The 15,799-nt window shown below is 69.3% G+C and carries 15 protein-coding genes and 1 tRNA gene; 12 read left to right on the forward strand and 4 right to left on the reverse strand.

The window, feature by feature from the left end; genetic code table 11:
• Nucleotides 1-2 precede the first annotated feature (2 nt).
• The 3 genes from HUW62_RS26315 to HUW62_RS26325 all read left to right on the forward strand — a co-directional run bounded on the left by HUW62_RS26315 (nucleotide 3) and on the right by HUW62_RS26325 (nucleotide 3,825).
• On the forward strand, nucleotides 3-2,477 hold the full coding sequence (locus HUW62_RS26315; RefSeq protein WP_163863709.1) for an RND family transporter: 2,475 nt from the start codon (nucleotides 3-5) through the stop codon (nucleotides 2,475-2,477).
• 77 nt (nucleotides 2,478-2,554) lie between these two features.
• Complete coding sequence (locus HUW62_RS26320) at nucleotides 2,555-2,989, forward strand: Erp protein (protein ID WP_255203651.1); 435 nt, start codon at nucleotides 2,555-2,557, stop codon at nucleotides 2,987-2,989.
• Nucleotides 2,990-3,111: 122 nt separating this feature from the next.
• On the forward strand, nucleotides 3,112-3,825 hold the full coding sequence (locus HUW62_RS26325) for an MOSC domain-containing protein (protein ID WP_163863711.1): 714 nt from the start codon (nucleotides 3,112-3,114) through the stop codon (nucleotides 3,823-3,825).
• Nucleotide 3,826: 1 nt separating this feature from the next.
• Here the strand turns inward: HUW62_RS26325 and HUW62_RS26330 are convergent, their stop codons facing one another.
• Nucleotides 3,827-4,864, reverse strand: a complete 1,038-nt coding sequence (locus HUW62_RS26330; RefSeq protein ID WP_176435954.1) for an L-erythro-3,5-diaminohexanoate dehydrogenase — start codon at nucleotides 4,862-4,864, stop codon at nucleotides 3,827-3,829.
• Between the two features lie 394 nt (nucleotides 4,865-5,258).
• Here HUW62_RS26330 and HUW62_RS26335 point away from each other — a divergent pair, with 394 nt between their 5' ends.
• Nucleotides 5,259-5,783: a hypothetical protein gene (locus tag HUW62_RS26335; protein ID WP_176435955.1), complete on the forward strand. Its 525-nt coding sequence runs from the start codon at nucleotides 5,259-5,261 to the stop codon at nucleotides 5,781-5,783.
• Between the two features lie 218 nt (nucleotides 5,784-6,001).
• Here HUW62_RS26335 and HUW62_RS26340 read toward each other — a convergent pair whose 3' ends face one another.
• Nucleotides 6,002-6,217: a hypothetical protein gene (locus HUW62_RS26340; protein WP_240356187.1), complete on the reverse strand. Its 216-nt coding sequence runs from the start codon at nucleotides 6,215-6,217 to the stop codon at nucleotides 6,002-6,004.
• A 133-nt stretch (nucleotides 6,218-6,350) separates the two neighbouring features.
• On the opposite strand from HUW62_RS26340, the gene HUW62_RS26345 reads away from it, so the two are divergent.
• From HUW62_RS26345 to HUW62_RS26375, 7 genes are all read left to right on the forward strand, one after another.
• A complete protein-coding gene (locus tag HUW62_RS26345) occupies nucleotides 6,351-6,803 on the forward strand; it encodes a hypothetical protein (protein ID WP_176435956.1) in 453 nt (150 codons plus the stop codon).
• A 248-nt stretch (nucleotides 6,804-7,051) separates the two neighbouring features.
• Nucleotides 7,052-8,326: a hypothetical protein gene (locus HUW62_RS26350; RefSeq protein WP_176435957.1), complete on the forward strand. Its 1,275-nt coding sequence runs from the start codon at nucleotides 7,052-7,054 to the stop codon at nucleotides 8,324-8,326.
• Nucleotides 8,327-8,396: 70 nt separating this feature from the next.
• The gene (gene glgX / locus HUW62_RS26355; RefSeq protein ID WP_163863715.1) at nucleotides 8,397-10,526 is read left to right on the forward strand and encodes a glycogen debranching protein GlgX; all 2,130 of its coding nucleotides are present in this window, start codon (nucleotides 8,397-8,399) and stop codon (nucleotides 10,524-10,526) included.
• Nucleotides 10,527-10,755: 229 nt separating this feature from the next.
• On the forward strand, nucleotides 10,756-11,406 hold the full coding sequence (locus tag HUW62_RS26360) for a bifunctional 2-polyprenyl-6-hydroxyphenol methylase/3-demethylubiquinol 3-O-methyltransferase UbiG (protein WP_163863716.1): 651 nt from the start codon (nucleotides 10,756-10,758) through the stop codon (nucleotides 11,404-11,406).
• 103 nt (nucleotides 11,407-11,509) lie between these two features.
• On the forward strand, nucleotides 11,510-11,890 hold the full coding sequence (locus tag HUW62_RS26365; protein WP_176435958.1) for a nuclear transport factor 2 family protein: 381 nt from the start codon (nucleotides 11,510-11,512) through the stop codon (nucleotides 11,888-11,890).
• A 41-nt stretch (nucleotides 11,891-11,931) separates the two neighbouring features.
• Nucleotides 11,932-12,699 (forward strand): subclass B1 metallo-beta-lactamase, encoded by a 768-nt coding sequence (gene bla, locus HUW62_RS26370; protein WP_163863718.1) that lies wholly within the window; start codon nucleotides 11,932-11,934, stop codon nucleotides 12,697-12,699.
• A gap of 230 nt (nucleotides 12,700-12,929) precedes the next feature.
• Nucleotides 12,930-13,901 carry a hypothetical protein gene (locus HUW62_RS26375; protein WP_176435959.1) on the forward strand — a complete coding sequence of 324 codons (972 nt, stop codon included), beginning with the start codon at nucleotides 12,930-12,932 and terminating at the stop codon, nucleotides 13,899-13,901.
• 46 nt (nucleotides 13,902-13,947) lie between these two features.
• Here the strand turns inward: HUW62_RS26375 and HUW62_RS26380 are convergent, their stop codons facing one another.
• A complete protein-coding gene (locus HUW62_RS26380) occupies nucleotides 13,948-14,790 on the reverse strand; it encodes a hypothetical protein (RefSeq protein WP_163863720.1) in 843 nt (280 codons plus the stop codon).
• A gap of 3 nt (nucleotides 14,791-14,793) precedes the next feature.
• A complete protein-coding gene (locus tag HUW62_RS26385; RefSeq protein ID WP_163863721.1) occupies nucleotides 14,794-15,099 on the reverse strand; it encodes a hypothetical protein in 306 nt (101 codons plus the stop codon).
• A 556-nt stretch (nucleotides 15,100-15,655) separates the two neighbouring features.
• Between HUW62_RS26385 and HUW62_RS26390 the strand changes: the two genes are divergently transcribed.
• Nucleotides 15,656-15,727, forward strand: a tRNA-Thr gene (locus tag HUW62_RS26390).
• Nucleotides 15,728-15,799: the final 72 nt, after the last annotated feature.

A 15,799-nucleotide genomic window follows, 5' to 3' on the forward strand; every position in this document is an offset into this window, starting at 1 on the left:
GCGTGGAGCGGAGCCTCGGGGCCCTGGCAACACGCAGCCACCGGCGGCCCATTCTCGCCCTCGGCATCGCCCTGCTCCTGGCGGCGGTCGGGGGCTTCTTCGCCCGCAACCTCAAGCTCAACGCCAACCTGGTGGACCTGCTGCCGCACTCGTTCGAGAGCGTGCAGGACCTCCATGAGCTGGAGACGCGCTTCGGCGCGCTCGGCTGGGTGGCGGTGGTGGGCGAGGGAGGCGACGCCGAGTCGCTGCGCCGCTTCGCCGATGACCTGGCGCCCAAGCTCCAGGCGCTGCCGGGCATCCGCTTCGTGGAGAAGGAACGCACGGGCGCCTTCTTCAGGGACAGGGCGATGTACTTCCTGTCGGAAGAGGACCTGCGAGAGGTGCACCGTCGGCTCGCCGCGCGGCTCGCGTGGGAGCAGAAGCAGGCCAATCCGCTCTATGTGCAGTTGGTGGATGAAGCCGCGCCGTCCATCGACTTCTCCGATTTGGAGGCGAAGTACGGCGGCGCCGCGGGGCAGAAGATGTCCTCCGCGACGGACGACTACTACCTGGACGCGAAGGCCCGGCGCGTCGTCGTGCTCGTCAAGCCGGAGATGACGTCGGCGGACCTGGCCTACTCGCGGAAGGTCGTGGACGAGGTGCGCGGGCTGCTCGACGCGCAGGACCTGTCGAAGTACGGCGCCGACTTCCGGGTGGAAATCACCGGCACCTTCCAGAAGAAGCTGGACCAGCAGCAGCAGATCATCCGCGACATCACCGTGTCGTCGGCCGTGGCCATGGCGCTGATGCTCCTGTACCTGCTCTTCCACTTCCGCAGCGCGCTCGCGGTGGGGCTGGTGCTGACGCCGGTGGGCATCGGCCTGGCGTGGACGTACGGCCTCGTCGCCCTGGTGTATGGGCAGGTGAATCTGCTGACGGGCTTCCTGGGAGCCATCCTCGGCGGCCTCGGCGTGGAGCACGGCATCCACCTGTTGGGCCGCTACCTGCACCTGCGCACGGAGGGCGAGTCCTCCGAGCAGGCCACACGCGAGGCCTTCACCCACACCGGCGGCGCGGCGCTCGTCTCCGCGCTGGTGGCGGCGCTCACCTTCTTCGTGCTGGGCACGTCCCAACTGCGCGCGTTCCGCGAGTTCGGCGTCATCGCCGGCATCGGCATGCTGGTGCTCATCGCCGCGTACGTGCTGGTGCTGCCGGCGCTCCTCGGACTGACGGCGCGTTGGGGCTGGCGTCCCAAGCGGGCGACCGTCGCGCCGCGCGCGTCTCCCTTCGGGGCGGTGCTGGTGCGCCACCGCGTCCTCATCACCGCCCTCTCCGCGGTGCTGCTGGTGGGGCTGCTGACGCAGGCGCCTCGGGTGCGCTTCGACTACAACTTCGGGACGCTCGAGGACCAGGACCTGCCCTCGTTCGTGCTCGACCAGCAAGTGAACAAAATCATCGGCTACTCGCAGACGCCGATTGTCGTCCTCACCAAGGGTCCCCAGGAAGAGCACGCGATGGCGTCCGCCCTGGCCCAACGTCAGCGTGAGCGGGGCCCGGACTCCACCATCGACTTCGTGGCCTCGCTGTCGTCGCTCGTGCCTCAAGACCAGCCGCGCAAGCAGGCCGTGCTCCAGGACATCCAACGCGTGCTCGAGCGCGTCCCGGAGGAGGGCCTGACGCAACAGCAGCGCGCGCAACTGGCGGAGCTGCGCCGGCAGAGCGAGGCCCGACCCTTCACGCTCCAGGACCTTCCGCCCAGCGTGCGCCAGCAGTTCATGGGCCGCGAGGGCACGCCCGGCAGCTTCGTGCTGGTGTATCCGGCGGTGAATCAGTCGGACGGGCAGGCGGTGCGGGCCCTGGCGCGCGAGGTGCGCGGCGTGGCCACCCCCGATGGCGAGCGCGTGTCCGCGGCGGGTGAGGCCATGGTGATGGCGGACCTGCTGGACATGGTGACGCACGAGGCGCCGCTCATCCTCGGCGGCACGACGCTGGCGGTGCTGCTGGCCATGTGGATGACGCTGGGCGGGCTGCGCATGGCGGTGCTGTGCCTCTTGCCCACGGTGGTGTCGCTGCTCGCGCTGATTGGCCTGATGCCGATATTGGGGATGGAGTTCAACTACCTGAACATCCTCATCATCCCGGTGCTCATCGGGACGACGGTGGACGCGGGCGTGCATCTGCTGACACGGCTGGCGTCACCGGGCAGCGACTTCGTGGAGGTCTATTCGGAGACAGGTCGGGCCATCTCCGGGGGCCTGCTGACGAGCGCCATGGGCTTCGGCGCGCTCTTCCTGGCCAGGCATCCAGGCCTGAACTCGGTGGGGGCACTGGCCAGTCTGGGCTTCGCCACCAATCTACTCGTCATGCTGGTGGCCTTTCCCGCGCTGCTGCTGGTGCTGAACGCGCGACGACAGCGTCGGCACCGGGCGCGCATGGATTCGGAGATGAAGGAACGGGCGGCGGCGGGGACTCCAGGTCCCGAGCACGCCACCCCTTGAAGCTGACGTAACGCACAACCCACGGAAGGAGGCAGGCAATGGCGAAGCACTTGAGGCGGTGGATGTGGGCGGGTGCCATGGCAGGTACCCTGGCATTGGGCACGGCGTGCAGCTCCACGGAGGCACCCATCGTGGTGGCCCAGGCGGACACGAGCACCACGGGACAGCAGCCCGCGACGGGCGGCTCGGGGAGCACGACGAGTCCGAGCACGAGTCCGAGCACGACTCCGGACACGATGACGCAGGACCCGTCGCAGACGGCGCCGGCCAACCCGGGCACGGTGCCGGCCACGCCGGAACAGAACCCCGGCAGCGCCACGGTGCCGAGCGACAGCACCACCACGACGCCGGACACCACCACGACGGCCCCGGGGACCACGTCCACGCCCACGTTCGACGGTGACGCGGGCATGGGTGGCTCGGGCGTGGTGCCGGGCACCACGGACGACAACACGTCCGGCACGGTCCAGCCGCCTCCGGGCGGCGCGGTGATGGACGGCGGAACCTACTGACGCCACGCGGGTCATCAGGTTGACGGGGCGGGAGCGGCCTTCCATGGCGGCTCCCGCCTCGCGTCGTTCGAGGGGCGCCCGCACTGGACAGCGCCCGCCGCGCCTGCTTTGTCGCGCGGGTGATGGACACCGAGCCTCGCCGCATCCTCTCGCTTCACGTGGGCCTGCCCCGCGAGCTCGGCACGACCGGTGCCGTGGACCCGCTGGAGCGGCCGTGGACCAGCGCCATCCACAAGGAGCCCGTGGAGGGCCGGGTGTGGCTGTCTCGCACGGGCCTGGCCGGAGATGGGCAGGCGGACCTCCGCGTGCATGGGGGCGTGGAGAAGGCCGTGCTCGCGTACCCCGCCTCGCACCACGCCTTCTGGCGCGCACAGCTCGCGCGTGAGGACGTGGGGCCGGGCGCCTTCGGTGAGAACTGGGTCGTCTCCGGCGGCGCGGAGGACAGCGTCTGCATCGGCGACGTGCTGCGGGTGGGTGGCGCGCGCGTGCAGGTGTCCCAGCCGCGTCAGCCGTGCTGGAAGCCCGCGCGACGATGGAGGCACAAGGAGCTGGCATTGCTCCTCCAGCGCACGGGGCGCACGGGCTGGTACTACCGCGTGCTGGAAGAGGGCGAAGTCCAGACGGGCGACGCGCTGGAGCGGGTGGAGCGCCCCTTTCCCGCGTTCACCGTCGCGTTCGCCAACCGGGCCATGCACGAACACCGGCGGGAGGACGCCGCGGCGCTGGCGGAGTGCCCGTTGCTCGCACCCGGGTGGCGCGAGTCCCTGCGACGCCGCGCCCAGGGTACGCGCGGGGATGACCAGCCCCGGCTGGTGGGCCCGAACCACGAAGGCTGACTCAGCCGTACCGGCGCTCGAAGAGCTGGCGCAGCCCCGCGTCCGTGCGCAGCAGTCCGAGCGTGAGCTCGGCGTGCCCCGGCACATAGCCGTTGCCCATCAGCAGGGTGACGTCCCGGCTCACGCCGTCGGCACCGAGGGCTGCCGAGGTGAAGCTCGTGGCCATGGAGAAGAAGATGGCCGTGCCGCCGTCACGAGCGCAGAGGATGGTCGCCATCTCCGTGTCCTGGACGGACACGCAGTTGACCACCAGGTCGCAGAGGCGGCCTCGCGTGGCCCGAAGGACGTGCTCCTGCACCTCCACCGCCCGGGTGGCATCCAGCTTCAAGGCCACGTCGCAGAGGTGGTGTTCCTGGAGCTCCGCGAGCGCGCCCCCGTGGAGGTCGATGGCGAGGAGCCTCCCGGTGTCCCCCAGGCCGCGCCGCGCCTGGGCGAGACACAACGCACCTCCCTTGCCCGCCCCCAGGACGGCGACTGTCATTCCGGGCCTGACGTGGCGCTCGACCAGCGCTGGAGCGCCACAGACGTCGAGCGCGGCCAGGGCGACGGCGTCCGACAAGTCCTCGGGGAGTGTCGCGTAGCTGCCCGAGGCGAAGAGGATGGCGTGGCCTCGCACGTCCACGCGGTGGGTGTCGCGGTGGACGGCGCGAATCTCCTCGATGACCAGCGGGGTGAGCGTGAGGCTGACGAGCGAGGCAATCCTGTCACCCGCGCGCAGCTTTCCGTGCGCGGGATGCCGGGGCCCCAGCTCCTTCACCCCGCCGATGAAGATGCCGCCCGAGCCCGTCTTGGGGTTGTGCATCTTTCCGCGCTCCCGGACGATGCTCACCACCTGTTCCGAGATGCGCGCGTCATCGCCTCCGGCTTCCCGGGCAATCTGCTCGAATGAGGCGGCGTCGATGTTGAGGCTCTCGACCTCGACGACGAGCTCCGACTCGCGACACGGCAGCGACGGGTCGAGGCGACCGGCGCGCTGGGGAAAGAAGCCCGTCGCACCCACGACGCGTGACAAACCATAGGCATCCGCCATCGTCTCCATCCCATTCCTCCTCGCTGGCCGTGGGCTCGACAAGACAGACGTCCCGCCGAGACGAGAACGATATGCGTCCACCCCAGGCCCAATGCCACACATATCCGCAATGAATTTCATTTCACCACCCGCACTGTTTCAGGTGTGCGGGCCTTGGACCCATGCGGGCTCGCGCTGGCGATGAGCCCGACCGATCCGGCTTCGACGGCGGGGCCCCCGGCCCCGAGGCGGGGCTGAAGCACGGTCGCGCACTGACAAGGGGCCGCACGTCCACCCTCCCGCCGCTGGCCGGGGAGCAGGCGACCAGAGGAGCGCCCCCTGCAGGTCGCGATTTGGCTGCTCAGGTTCTCGTCCAGCAGCAGCCAGCCACACCAACCCAAAACTTTTCAGTGGGAGAACCACCATGAAGAAGTTCCTGAAGACGAAGCTCGTCCTGGGTTCGCTCGCCGCCGGCGCTCTCGTGTTTGGCACCGCGTGCAAGTCCGACTCGAGCGCGAAGCGCGACGAAACCACGGCGCCGACGACGACGGACACGGGCACCCCGACGGGCACCGACACGACGACGCCTCCCGCGGGCACGTCGCCGGACCCGGGCACGGGCGGCACGGGCATGGATGACCCGACGATGAGCCCGCCGCCCGCCACGGACCCCTCCGTGGACCCGGGCACGGGCGGCACGGGCGTGGATGACCCGTCCATGAGCCCGCCCTCGGGCCAGGACCCGACGCTGAGCCCGCCGACGGGCCAGGACCCGACGCTGGACCCGGGCACGGGTGGCTCGGGCACGCTGGACCCCGCGGATGACACCGCCGTCGACCCCGGCACGCGGGGGGATGGCGACCTGTCGCCTGACTCCACCGACCGCGAGGACCCGTACGCGCCCGACACCACCGCGCCCCGCGAGCCGGAGTCCGGCCGCAAGCAGTAGCTCCGCGCTGAACGCGAGAGCACGAGATGCCCGCGCCCCGACCGGCGCGGGCATCGTCGTTTCCGGCCCGTGACACGTGCGCGGAAGCCACCCGGACCAGGTCCCCACCTCAAGGGGCCCCGCCACTCCAGGCACGCGGCGCCCCTATGGCCCTCCCGGACAGCAAAAGGCCCGCGCCCTTGTCGGACGCGGGCCTCGCGCGCTTCACGGCGTGACGCTCAGGACACGCTCGTCCCGGGGTAGCGGCCGGGGTCTGACTGCGGCTCGATGATGAGTGGGTCCGCATCCGCCCCTGGGGTCCCTCCGGGCCCCGTGCCCGGTTCCAGCGTCGGGGGAGCGCGACGCGGTGAGGACTCGTCCTCGAATCCCGCCTCGCGCTTGGGGATGGTGGGAAGGGCATCGGGCGGAATGTGCAACACGTCCTTCTTGCTCATGACGGCCTCCTTTCCCCGCAACGTGGGGGTCCTCCAGGCTCCGGGCATCGAGCCCCTGCTTGAATGGCCGCTCAGGTGTTGGCAGCGTCCCCGCCGGAAACCTTCTCAACCTCAACCCCGGAGCACTCCCGCCATGCGCCGTCTCCTCACGGTCCTCGCCGTCCTCCACCTCACCGCCTGCGCCACCACCCACACCAACGACCCGAGCAACCCCTCCGGGCCCGTCCCCCGCCCCGTGCCGCCCGACGCCATCGAGTCACGCCGGCTGGGCGCCGAGGCCGACAAACTGCTGGAGGATGGCCGCTACGAGGACGCGCTCTTCCTCTACCGCAAGGCGTGGAACGACGGCTTCCGCCACCCGGATGGCCTCTTCTACGCGGGCGTCATCGCCGCGCGCGCGGGCAGCCAGGACGAGTCCATCATCTGGCTGGGACGCGCCGCCGACGCGGGCTTCGCCGCCACCGCGGCGCTGAACGCCGAGCCCTCCCTGGACCCCGTGCGCCAGCACGCCGACTGGGCCCGCATCGCGGAGAAGGTCGCCGCCAACGCGCGCAAGGACGCGCCCGCCGCCACCACCCAGAACTGAACCTCTCTTCAACTTCCGTGGCCCCCAAGCCTCCGGGCCACGGAAGTCCCTTCACTGAAAGTCATTGCGGCAACGGCAGACAGGCGAACGGGCGGCAGGACGCTCGCTCGTGCCTCCGCGCGACGTGGAGCACGGGCCGGCAGGGACCCGGGGTCGGTGGCACCTTCAAGGCGAAACGCGCTTTCCTGACAAGGCCCGGAGAGGTGTCTGGTCTCCCCGCACCCTGAATCCAACCCGAGAGAGGCGTGATGAGTGTGAAGTTGCTGCTGGCCGGCCGGCGTGGAGGGGATGTGCCCTTCACGTCGTCACCCGACAATTCGCGCGCCTGGCTACAACAGGTGGAGCAATGGTTCCAGGACAACGCCAGGGAATGGCTGGAGGGCAGTCACCTGAGCGCGGGTCCCCACGGGGCGCCGCTCTTGCGCCTGCGATTGCATCCGGCGGCGGGGGAGGTCTCCATCCTCGCGGCCAGCGGCGCTCGCGTCGTCATCTCCGCGGAGACGACGGCGGTGGGCCCGGGCTACCACGTCTTCCTCTGTGACTTGCTCAAGGCGATGGGGCAGGCGCTGCACCTGCACTGGGCGGAGCCCGACGAGGCGATGGGGGTGGGAGACCCCACGGGCTACTTCCACACGGACGACGCGGGCCCGGTGGAGGTGCACATGCTCGCGTGGCTCCAGGAGTCCGTGGGGCAGGTGTTGCGCCTGCGCAGCCGGGGTCAGTCGGGCTTCGCGATGTCGATGCGCTTCGGCCACACCTTCGAGTACCCCGGCGCGCTCCTGACGCCGCTGGGTCCCCGGGACGAGCGCTGGATGCGGCGCGTGTACGAGGACCCTCGCGTGGGCATGGATGTGTTTCCGTGGTGGAAGCAGGGCGTGGGCGCGCAGGCGCGGCTGGGCCGGGCCCTGTGCCGCTTGTGGACGGAAGTCGTGTGGCGCCCGCCGCTGCTGCAGGAGGAGCGAAGGCTCATGCGCGAGGTGGCGCGCGCGCTGGAGCTGGCGTGGCGGGAGGACCCGGAGCTGGCATATCCCTGGCGCGAGTGGCGCGAGGTGCTCGGCTATCTGGGCGTGGGTGGGACGCTCGCGGAGCTGGTCCACCGGCACGCGGCGTTCCACGCGGCGAAGGGGCCGCCCATCGGCTACCGGCGAGGCGCGGTGCAGGTGGCGCTGCCGGCGGGGTGGGAGATTCGAATCCCGGGCTCGCTGGCGGAGGCGCACCTGGAGGACGGCACCTGGGTGGCCAGGGACCATCGGCGCAGCGTGCGCTTCGTCCCGCTGGAAGACGCGACGGAGGACGGCCTCGTCCCCACCTCGGCGGAGCGTCGGGCCATGGAGCTGGAGCACCGGGGCGAGCGGGTGAGCGGCCGCGCCTCGCTGCACATGGAGCCGGGCGAGTGCCGGCTGACGGCGGTGTGCAGCTCGGGCAGGCACCGGGCGCTGTGCGTGGTGAGCTTCGATGATCCAGAGGAGGAGGACTGGGCGCTGGGGACCTGGCGCTCACTGGACCACGCTGTCGCTGCCTGACGGTTGCCGGTACGCGGGGGCCATCCCACATTCAGCGGGCAATTTCCTTGAAGAGGAATCGAGAGCCCGTATGAGCAGGGAAGTATGGCCGGGCAAGCCCTGGCCGCGTGGTGCCACCTTCGACGGCACGGGAGTGAACTTCGCCGTCTTCTCCCAGGTGGCCACGCGCATCGAGGTCTGTCTCTTCGACCCCGCGAATCCAACGAAGGAAATCGAACGTTTCCCGCTGCCGGAGGCCACGGACTTCGTCCACCACGGCTACGTGCCCGGCCTGGAGCCTGGGACGCTGTACGGCCTGCGGGTCCACGGCCCGTACGAGCCGGCGAAGGGGCACCGCTGCAATCCGCACAAGCTGCTGGTGGACCCGTACGCCAAGGCCCTGCACGGCGACGTGGACTGGAAGCAGCCGGTGTTCGGCTATCCGCTCGGCAACCCTCAGCAGGACCTGGCGCGCGACGAGCGGGACAGCGCGGCGGGGGTGCCCAAGAGCGTGGTGGTGAGCGACTACTTCGACTGGGGGAATGACCGCCGGCCGGAGATTCCCTGGCGCAAGACGGTCATCTACGAGGCCCACGTGCGCGGCCTCACCATGAAGCACCCCGACGTGCCCGAGCACCTGCGCGGCACCTACGCGGGGCTCGCCTCGCCGCCCATCATCGAGCACTTGCAGAAGCTGGGCGTCACGTCGGTGGAGCTGTTGCCCGTGCACGCGTTCGCGGACGACTCGTTCCTCAACGACAAGAAGCTGTCCAACTTCTGGGGCTACAACACGCTCGGCTTCTTCGCGCCCGAGCAGTACTACGCCAGCCGCAAGACGCCGGGCGCGGCGGTGGCCGAGTTCAAGTCCATGGTGCGCGCGCTGCACGCCGCGGGGCTCGAGGTCATCCTCGACGTCGTCTACAACCACACGTGCGAGGGCAACCACCTGGGGCCCACGCTGTCGCTGAAGGGCATCGACAACGCGAGCTACTACTGGTTGATGCCGGACGCGCGCTACTACCTGGACTTCACCGGGTGCGGCAGCAGCGTCAACGCGTCGAACCCGAACGCGGCGCGGCTCATCATCGACAGCCTGCGCTACTGGGTGAACGAGATGCATGTGGACGGGTTCCGCTTCGACCTGGCCACGGTGCTCGGACGCACGGGGGAAGGCGGGTTCGACCCGAGGGCGGCGCTGTTCCAGATTCTCCATCAGGACCCGGTGTTGAGCCGGGTGAAGCTCATCGCGGAGCCGTGGGACGTGGGGCTCGGCGGCTACCAGGTGGGCGGCTTCCCCGCGCCGTGGCGCGAGTGGAATGGCAAGTACCGGGACGCGCTGCGCCGCTACTGGAAGGGCGACGAGAACCAGGCCAGCGAGGTGGGTTACCGGCTGACGGGCAACTCGGACCTGTACGCGGAGGCGCGGCGCAAGCCGCAGGCGAGCATCAACTTCGTGACGGCGCACGACGGCTTCACGCTGCACGACCTGGTGACGTACAGCCACAAGCACAACGAGGCGAACGGCGAGCACAACCGCGACGGCGCGGACGACAACCAGTCGTGGAACTGCGGCGTGGAGGGCGAGACGGAGGACGCGGGTGTCATCGCGCTGCGCGAGCGGCAGAAGCGCAACCTCCTGGCCTCGCTGTTCCTGTCCACGGGTGTCCCGATGATTGTCGCGGGCGACGAGATGGGGCGCACGCAGCGGGGGAACAACAACGCCTACTGCCAGGACAACGAACTGTCGTGGGTGGACTGGGAGCTGGACGCCCGGCGCGAGAAGCTCCTGGAGTTCACCCGGAAGCTCATCCACTTCCGGCACCGGCAGCCGGTGTTGCAGCGGCGGCGCTACTTCAAGGGCACGCACCTCTGGGACTCCGAGCACAAGGACCTGGCGTGGTTCCGTCCGGATGGGTCGGAGATGAGCGCGGAGGACTGGAAGAAGCCCTTCGTGCGCTCGCTGGCGTTCCTGTTGGGAGGCGATGCCATCCCCACGCCGGACGAGCGGGGCCAGCGCATCATCGGCGACGCGGTGCTGGTGTTGCTCAACGCGCACCATGAGCCGGTGTCCTTCACCGTGCCCGCCGCCGCGACGGGCCACCGGTGGGAGCTGGCGCTCTACACGGCGGACGACAACCGGGGCGGGGAGAAAGTCACGCCCCAGGGGAAGTTCGAGCTGGTGGGCCGCGCGATGGCGGTGTTCCGTCAGGTCGAGAACTGAGTCGCGCTTGAAGGACCAGGGCCTCGTCGTACTGGCGAGGCCCTGTTGCATCCCGGACACACCCTGGAGACAGGCCGACGGTGCGAAGTTCTGCCCAGGCTGTGGCGCGCCGAGACCAGGATGACGCGGCGGTGGAGGGGTCCGCGTTCATCGCGTGACGCTCTCCACACGGAGTGTCCGCGTGTGTTCCACGCCATCCGGGCCCTGCTCGTGCATAGGCTGCGGCGCCATGTCGCGGGATGCGCAGGAAGAGGACGTGAAGCAGGTGTACGGAGAGATTGCCTCGGCATACGAGGCGCTCTTCCCCGTGCTTCATCGGTATGAGGGCCGCGTGGAGCGCTTCCTCACGGAAGCGGTGACGCCAGGGTGTCGGGTGCTCGACGTGGGGTGCGGTCCGGGGCTCCACACGCGGGGCCTGGATGCGTCCATCGATGTGGTGGGAGTCGACCTGTCCCCGGAGATGTTGGAGCTGGCGCGACAGGCGCGGCCCGAGGGCGCGTGGCACGTGCACAGCTACCACCGCCCCTTTCCCGAGGAGTGGGGGCGCTTCCAGGTGGTGCTGGCCATCGGCTGCCTCGACTTCTGCGAGGACCTGCCGCGAGTGCTGAGCCACCTCGCCGCGACGCTGGCCCCCGGTGGGCGGATGTTGTTCACGGTGCTGGAGCAGCGGCCCGGTTTCGAGGGACACGAGGCCTCCACGCGCCAGGTGCAGACGGCGGGCCCGGCGGTGACGCTGCATCTGTATTCCTTCGAGGACACGGCTCGCGCCGTCGTGGAGGCGGGGATGCAGCCGCGCGACTACGTGCATGCCCCGGGCTGGGTACAGCTCACCGAGGAGCGGACGATGTGGTTCGGCTGGTGGGACGTGGAGCGGGGGTAGCGTCGTCGCTTCGAAAGGGGCACACCCCGCGTAGGTGGCTGAGGCAGACTCGCGACGCTACAGACTCCACCATGCCTGGCATGGAGACAAGGGAGCACCACGGATGATGACGGAAGAAGACCTCCTCGCCGCAGAGGAGTCGCTGCGGCAGGCGATGCTCCGGGGTGACGTCGCCGCGCTCGACGCGCTCATTTCCGACGACCTCGTCTTCGTCAACCACACCGGACAGGTGTTCAACAAGGAGATGGACCTGGCGGCGCACCGCTCTGGCGTCCTGCGCTTCACGCGACTGGAGGTATCGGAGCCCATCATCCGATACCTCTCCGCGGGCGCGGTGGTCATCGTCAGCGCGTCGGTCGCGGGAACCCACGGCGGCACTCCGTTCGAAGCCAGGCTTCGCTACAGCCGCGTCTGGCAATGGGTGGATGAGCGCCCCCAGATTGTCACGGGCCAGTGCACGGCCATTCCTGGCGACGGGGCTTAGTGAGCCGCACCTTCTACCGCACTGCTTCAGGAGCCTCCTTCATGGCCTCGCACACCCTCCGAGCCCTCGTTCTCGCCCCCATGCTGATGCTCGCTCCGGCGTGCACCTCGACGCCCGAGCGGCCTCCCTCCACGGCGGCCGCCTCGGACACGGGCCCGAGTGAGTACACGCTGGCGCCTGATGTCACCGTGCGCCGCATCGCCCCGGGGGTCTGGGTCCACACGACGCTGTCGGGCCCTGACTTCGACAGCTATCCGGCGAACGGGCTGGTCGTCGAGGACGGCGCGGAGTCGCTGCTCGTCGACACGGGCTGGAATCCCTCACAGGCGGAGCACCTGGTGGCGTGGGCGAAAGACACGCTGGGCAAGCCTGTGCGCGCTGCCGTGGCGACGCATTTCCACGGCGACCGGACGGCGGGCATCCCTGTCTTCGTGGCTCGGAACATCCCGGTGTACGGGTTGGAAGACACCGTGAAGCTCTCGACGGAGCGTGGACGGCCCGCGCCCACGGAGACCTTCTCGGGGGAACGGACGCTGGGGCCCGTGGAGCTGTTCTTCCCCGGTGCGGGCCACGCGCCGGACAACATCGTGGTGTGGCATCGGGGCAGCGGCGTGCTGTTCGGTGGCTGCTTCGTGAAGGATGGTGAGGCGAAGGACCTGGGCAACGTGGAGGACGCGGACCTCGCGGCCTGGCCCGCGAGCCTGGAGCGCACGAAGGAGCGCTTCCCCGAGGCTCGCATCGTCATCCCGGGACATGGGGCTCCGGGTGGACCTGAGCTGCTGGTGCACACGGGGGCTTTGATTCGCTGAGACTGGGTGGCGGTGGAGCGCATGCCTGGCCGCCCACTCCCCTCGGAGGGTGCGAGCGTTGAGCGGCGCACACGGGGTGGGTCGAGGCATGCTCGCTCGCCTGCCCGAGTGCGTTGAGCCGAGAACAGGCGCCATGCGCGGAGGGGCTCGGCCGCATGGGCGGGGCCTTCCATCGTTCCTACCGTGCTTGCGAGTACGGGCCGGCGGGCGGGATGGAAGGCGGGGGCGTCATGAAGCATGTGGCTGCGGTGGTGCTCGCGGTGGCGGTCAGTGGGTGCGCGTCAGTGAAGGTGGAGCAGCGGGACGGTTGCTGGGTGAAGCAGGTCCGCACCTTCCCCTCCAGCTTCAAGGAAGAAGTGGGTCCCTGCGCCCGACCGAAGCCGGAGTGGTCAGAGGACCGTCTCACGCGGCTGGTGCAGGAGTGCGTGATGCACGCGGACTACCGCTGGCAGAGCAGCGCGATGGTGGCCTGGAATCGCGGTGAGCCCCTGCCGACGCGTGAGCCGGACGAGAAGGTGCTCGAGGCGTGCATGGTCACCACGGAGAAGATGCTCTCGACGGAGAAGAAGGAGTTGGAGCAGCGCCTGAGTGAGGTCTCCAAGGAGCGCGACAGCCTGCGCGCGAATCAGGAGCAGGAGCGCGAGTCGTACCGGACGAAGCTGGATGCGCAGCGTGACGAGGCCCAGTCGGCGCTGGTGAAGGAGCGCGAGCGGCTCCAGAGCAGCATGGACGCGCAGCGCGAGCACGCTCAGGCCAGTCTGGACAAGGCGCGGGACCAGATGCACGAGAGCAACGGGCGGCTGGCGAACGCACTCGGCGAAGCGGCGAAGCGGCCGACTCCGTCCGCGATGGCGACGGCCACGTCGACTTCCACGAGCGAAGGCAAGGCTGACACGCGCAGCGACTCCAACTCGCGAGGCGACTCGCGGGCCCGGGGAGATGCCGCGAAGCGGAGCAATCCTCGAGTGGCGAAGCCCATCGTGGCGACGCCGACGAGCACCATGTGCGCGCTGCCCTCCAAGAGCGCCGCGAAGCAGACCACGGCCAACGGAGCGGACACGAAGAGCGAGCCTCCGAGCTGCCAGCCGATGCAGCCCGCCGAGCCCACGGAGCCCGAGCCGTCCGTCGAGCCCCAGGCGCAATCACAGACGGCCTCCGTGCCCCTGCCACTGCTGTCCGTGCCTCCGGGCGCGGCGGAGTAGCCACCATCGACGTTCGGGGCGAGGGTGCACCGCGAGGTCCCTCGCCTCAAACGACGTGAGCCATCTCCAGAGCGTGGCCCTTCGCGTTCATCGCTGTCAGCACGTCTCGCAGTCGTGGGGAGATGAGCCATCGAGGCTCAGGGCGAAGCTCGCCCCGCCTGTCCCCGAAGAGCTTGTCTGTAATGAAGAGGTCGGAGCCATCATGACTGGCTCGCTCCACATACAATTCGGAGAGCTGATTGAGTCCAGCGACATGGCCCTTCGGGCACCGGTGCTCGCCACGCTCGTCGAGGTCGAAGGGGTTGTTTCCCGCCAACATCTTCGCAGCCAGCCGCAGCGGCTTCGAGGTCACGACGGGTTGATACCAATCCGAGGCTCGCAGCTCCTTGCCTCCCCCATGCATCACCGGACGGAACTCCGCGCCTCGAAGTCCCGCCTTCTGGAATGTCTCCACGAATCTCGAGGAGACCACCACCTCTCCCGCGAGCGTCTGCGCGATGTCCTTGCTCTTGGCGATGCGTCGCGTGTCGAGGATGAGCGCGGTCGTCTGCCGCGCACCGGCACCGCAATACTCGCAGGCCACGGACTCGTCATAGCCGGTGCCGCACATGGCCCCCGTCGGCTCGAACGACGTGCGAATGATGAGGTTCAGCAGCTCCGCCGACTTGAGCTCCGTGGCTGAGTAGCGGCGCTCGATGTTCCAGTAGGTGAAGAAGAGGCTGCCCTGCTCGCGGAGCTTCCGCTCGATGGCGCCAATCTCCTGTACGCGAGGGTCCTCGCGCGGCAGCACCACCTTCCTCAACGTCTCGTTCACCAGCGTCCCGAGCCCTGGCTCCAGGAACCGCTGGGCCCGCTCTTCCGCAATCCTGAACTCGATGGTCTCGCGCATCTTCTAGGGAGAGATTCCGATGAGTTGAGGAACCGGATACCTGGAGTAGACGCGCACCAGGATGTCCGTCAGGGCCTGTGGGTCCGGCCTCCGCCCCTGACCATACTGCCACTCCTCCCGGAACGCCCGGGTGATGGCCTTGTGGTACGCGGTGGGCAGTCGGTACGTCTGACCGTCCTTCGCTCCCCCCAGATACATGGGGATGAGGTGGTGGTTCTCGTATCCCGCGCTGTTCGGATACGTGGCCTGCGCCTCCTTGAGTCGCTGGAGATAGAGCTGCCGTGCCTGGAGCACAAGTGAGGCATCCACGGTTCTTCGCGCCCGGACCTGGACCTGAAGAGGCGTGGGACGAGGGTTCAGCAGCGGCGGACGTCGGAACGTCCCCCCGCCAGGCGCACGCCGCACCGGTCGGGTGGCAATGGCTCCTTCGAGAGGATCCACCGCGACACCTCGAACCTGCTGCTCCCAATCCACGGGAAGGAAAGCACCTGCCCTCCCTTCCGTCGGCTCCGCTGGTGAGGGCTCGACGTAGGAGGCATCCGCATCCGGCACCTCCGGAGGACCCCTCCCTCGCGCTACCTCCGGACCACTCGCACACCCCAGCAACAAGGCAAGAAGCACCCAGCCCAGCACGGCCTTCGACATGATTGTCAGCCTCCGCGTCACGGTGGCGTCCCTCGCCCCCGACGCATCTCTAGAGGTGTCACGGGTCTGTCCCTGGGCTCCCGAGTCTGGACGTGGGCGCTCTGCGCTCCCGTGCCGGACAGGGTGTTCCCGGGTCCATCGTCCGCGGTGTCTCCCTCACATCGGTTGCGTCAGGCCGGCCGCCTTGAAAGCCATTTGAGTAGCCCCTACCAGGGACTTCTCAGAACTAGCTCAATGGGAGAGCACAAGACTTGTAATCTTGAGGTTGAAGGTTCGACTCCTTCGTTCTGAACCGATTATTGAAATCGGCTCCGCCAGGATGCTCCACCCCTAGCCGGTGAGCGCGCTGGCCCACCCCGTCCAC

Source organism: Myxococcus sp. AM011 (assembly GCF_013372595.1).
Classification (GTDB): domain Bacteria; phylum Myxococcota; class Myxococcia; order Myxococcales; family Myxococcaceae; genus Myxococcus; species Myxococcus eversor.

Coding starts and splice junctions, on each gene's coding strand:
- HUW62_RS26320 (WP_255203651.1), top strand. CDS start 2,555: ATGGCAGGTACCCTGGCATTGGGCACGGCGTGCAGCTCCACGGAGGCA.
- HUW62_RS26325 (WP_163863711.1), top strand. CDS start 3,112: ATGGACACCGAGCCTCGCCGCATCCTCTCGCTTCACGTGGGCCTGCCC.
- HUW62_RS26330 (WP_176435954.1), bottom strand. CDS start 4,864: ATGGAGACGATGGCGGATGCCTATGGTTTGTCACGCGTCGTGGGTGCG.
- HUW62_RS26335 (WP_176435955.1), top strand. CDS start 5,259: ATGAAGAAGTTCCTGAAGACGAAGCTCGTCCTGGGTTCGCTCGCCGCC.
- HUW62_RS26340 (WP_240356187.1), bottom strand. CDS start 6,217: ATGAGCAAGAAGGACGTGTTGCACATTCCGCCCGATGCCCTTCCCACC.
- HUW62_RS26345 (WP_176435956.1), top strand. CDS start 6,351: ATGCGCCGTCTCCTCACGGTCCTCGCCGTCCTCCACCTCACCGCCTGC.
- HUW62_RS26350 (WP_176435957.1), top strand. CDS start 7,052: ATGAGTGTGAAGTTGCTGCTGGCCGGCCGGCGTGGAGGGGATGTGCCC.
- glgX (WP_163863715.1), top strand. CDS start 8,397: ATGAGCAGGGAAGTATGGCCGGGCAAGCCCTGGCCGCGTGGTGCCACC.
- HUW62_RS26360 (WP_163863716.1), top strand. CDS start 10,756: ATGTCGCGGGATGCGCAGGAAGAGGACGTGAAGCAGGTGTACGGAGAG.
- HUW62_RS26365 (WP_176435958.1), top strand. CDS start 11,510: ATGATGACGGAAGAAGACCTCCTCGCCGCAGAGGAGTCGCTGCGGCAG.
- bla (WP_163863718.1), top strand. CDS start 11,932: ATGGCCTCGCACACCCTCCGAGCCCTCGTTCTCGCCCCCATGCTGATG.
- HUW62_RS26375 (WP_176435959.1), top strand. CDS start 12,930: ATGAAGCATGTGGCTGCGGTGGTGCTCGCGGTGGCGGTCAGTGGGTGC.
- HUW62_RS26380 (WP_163863720.1), bottom strand. CDS start 14,790: ATGCGCGAGACCATCGAGTTCAGGATTGCGGAAGAGCGGGCCCAGCGG.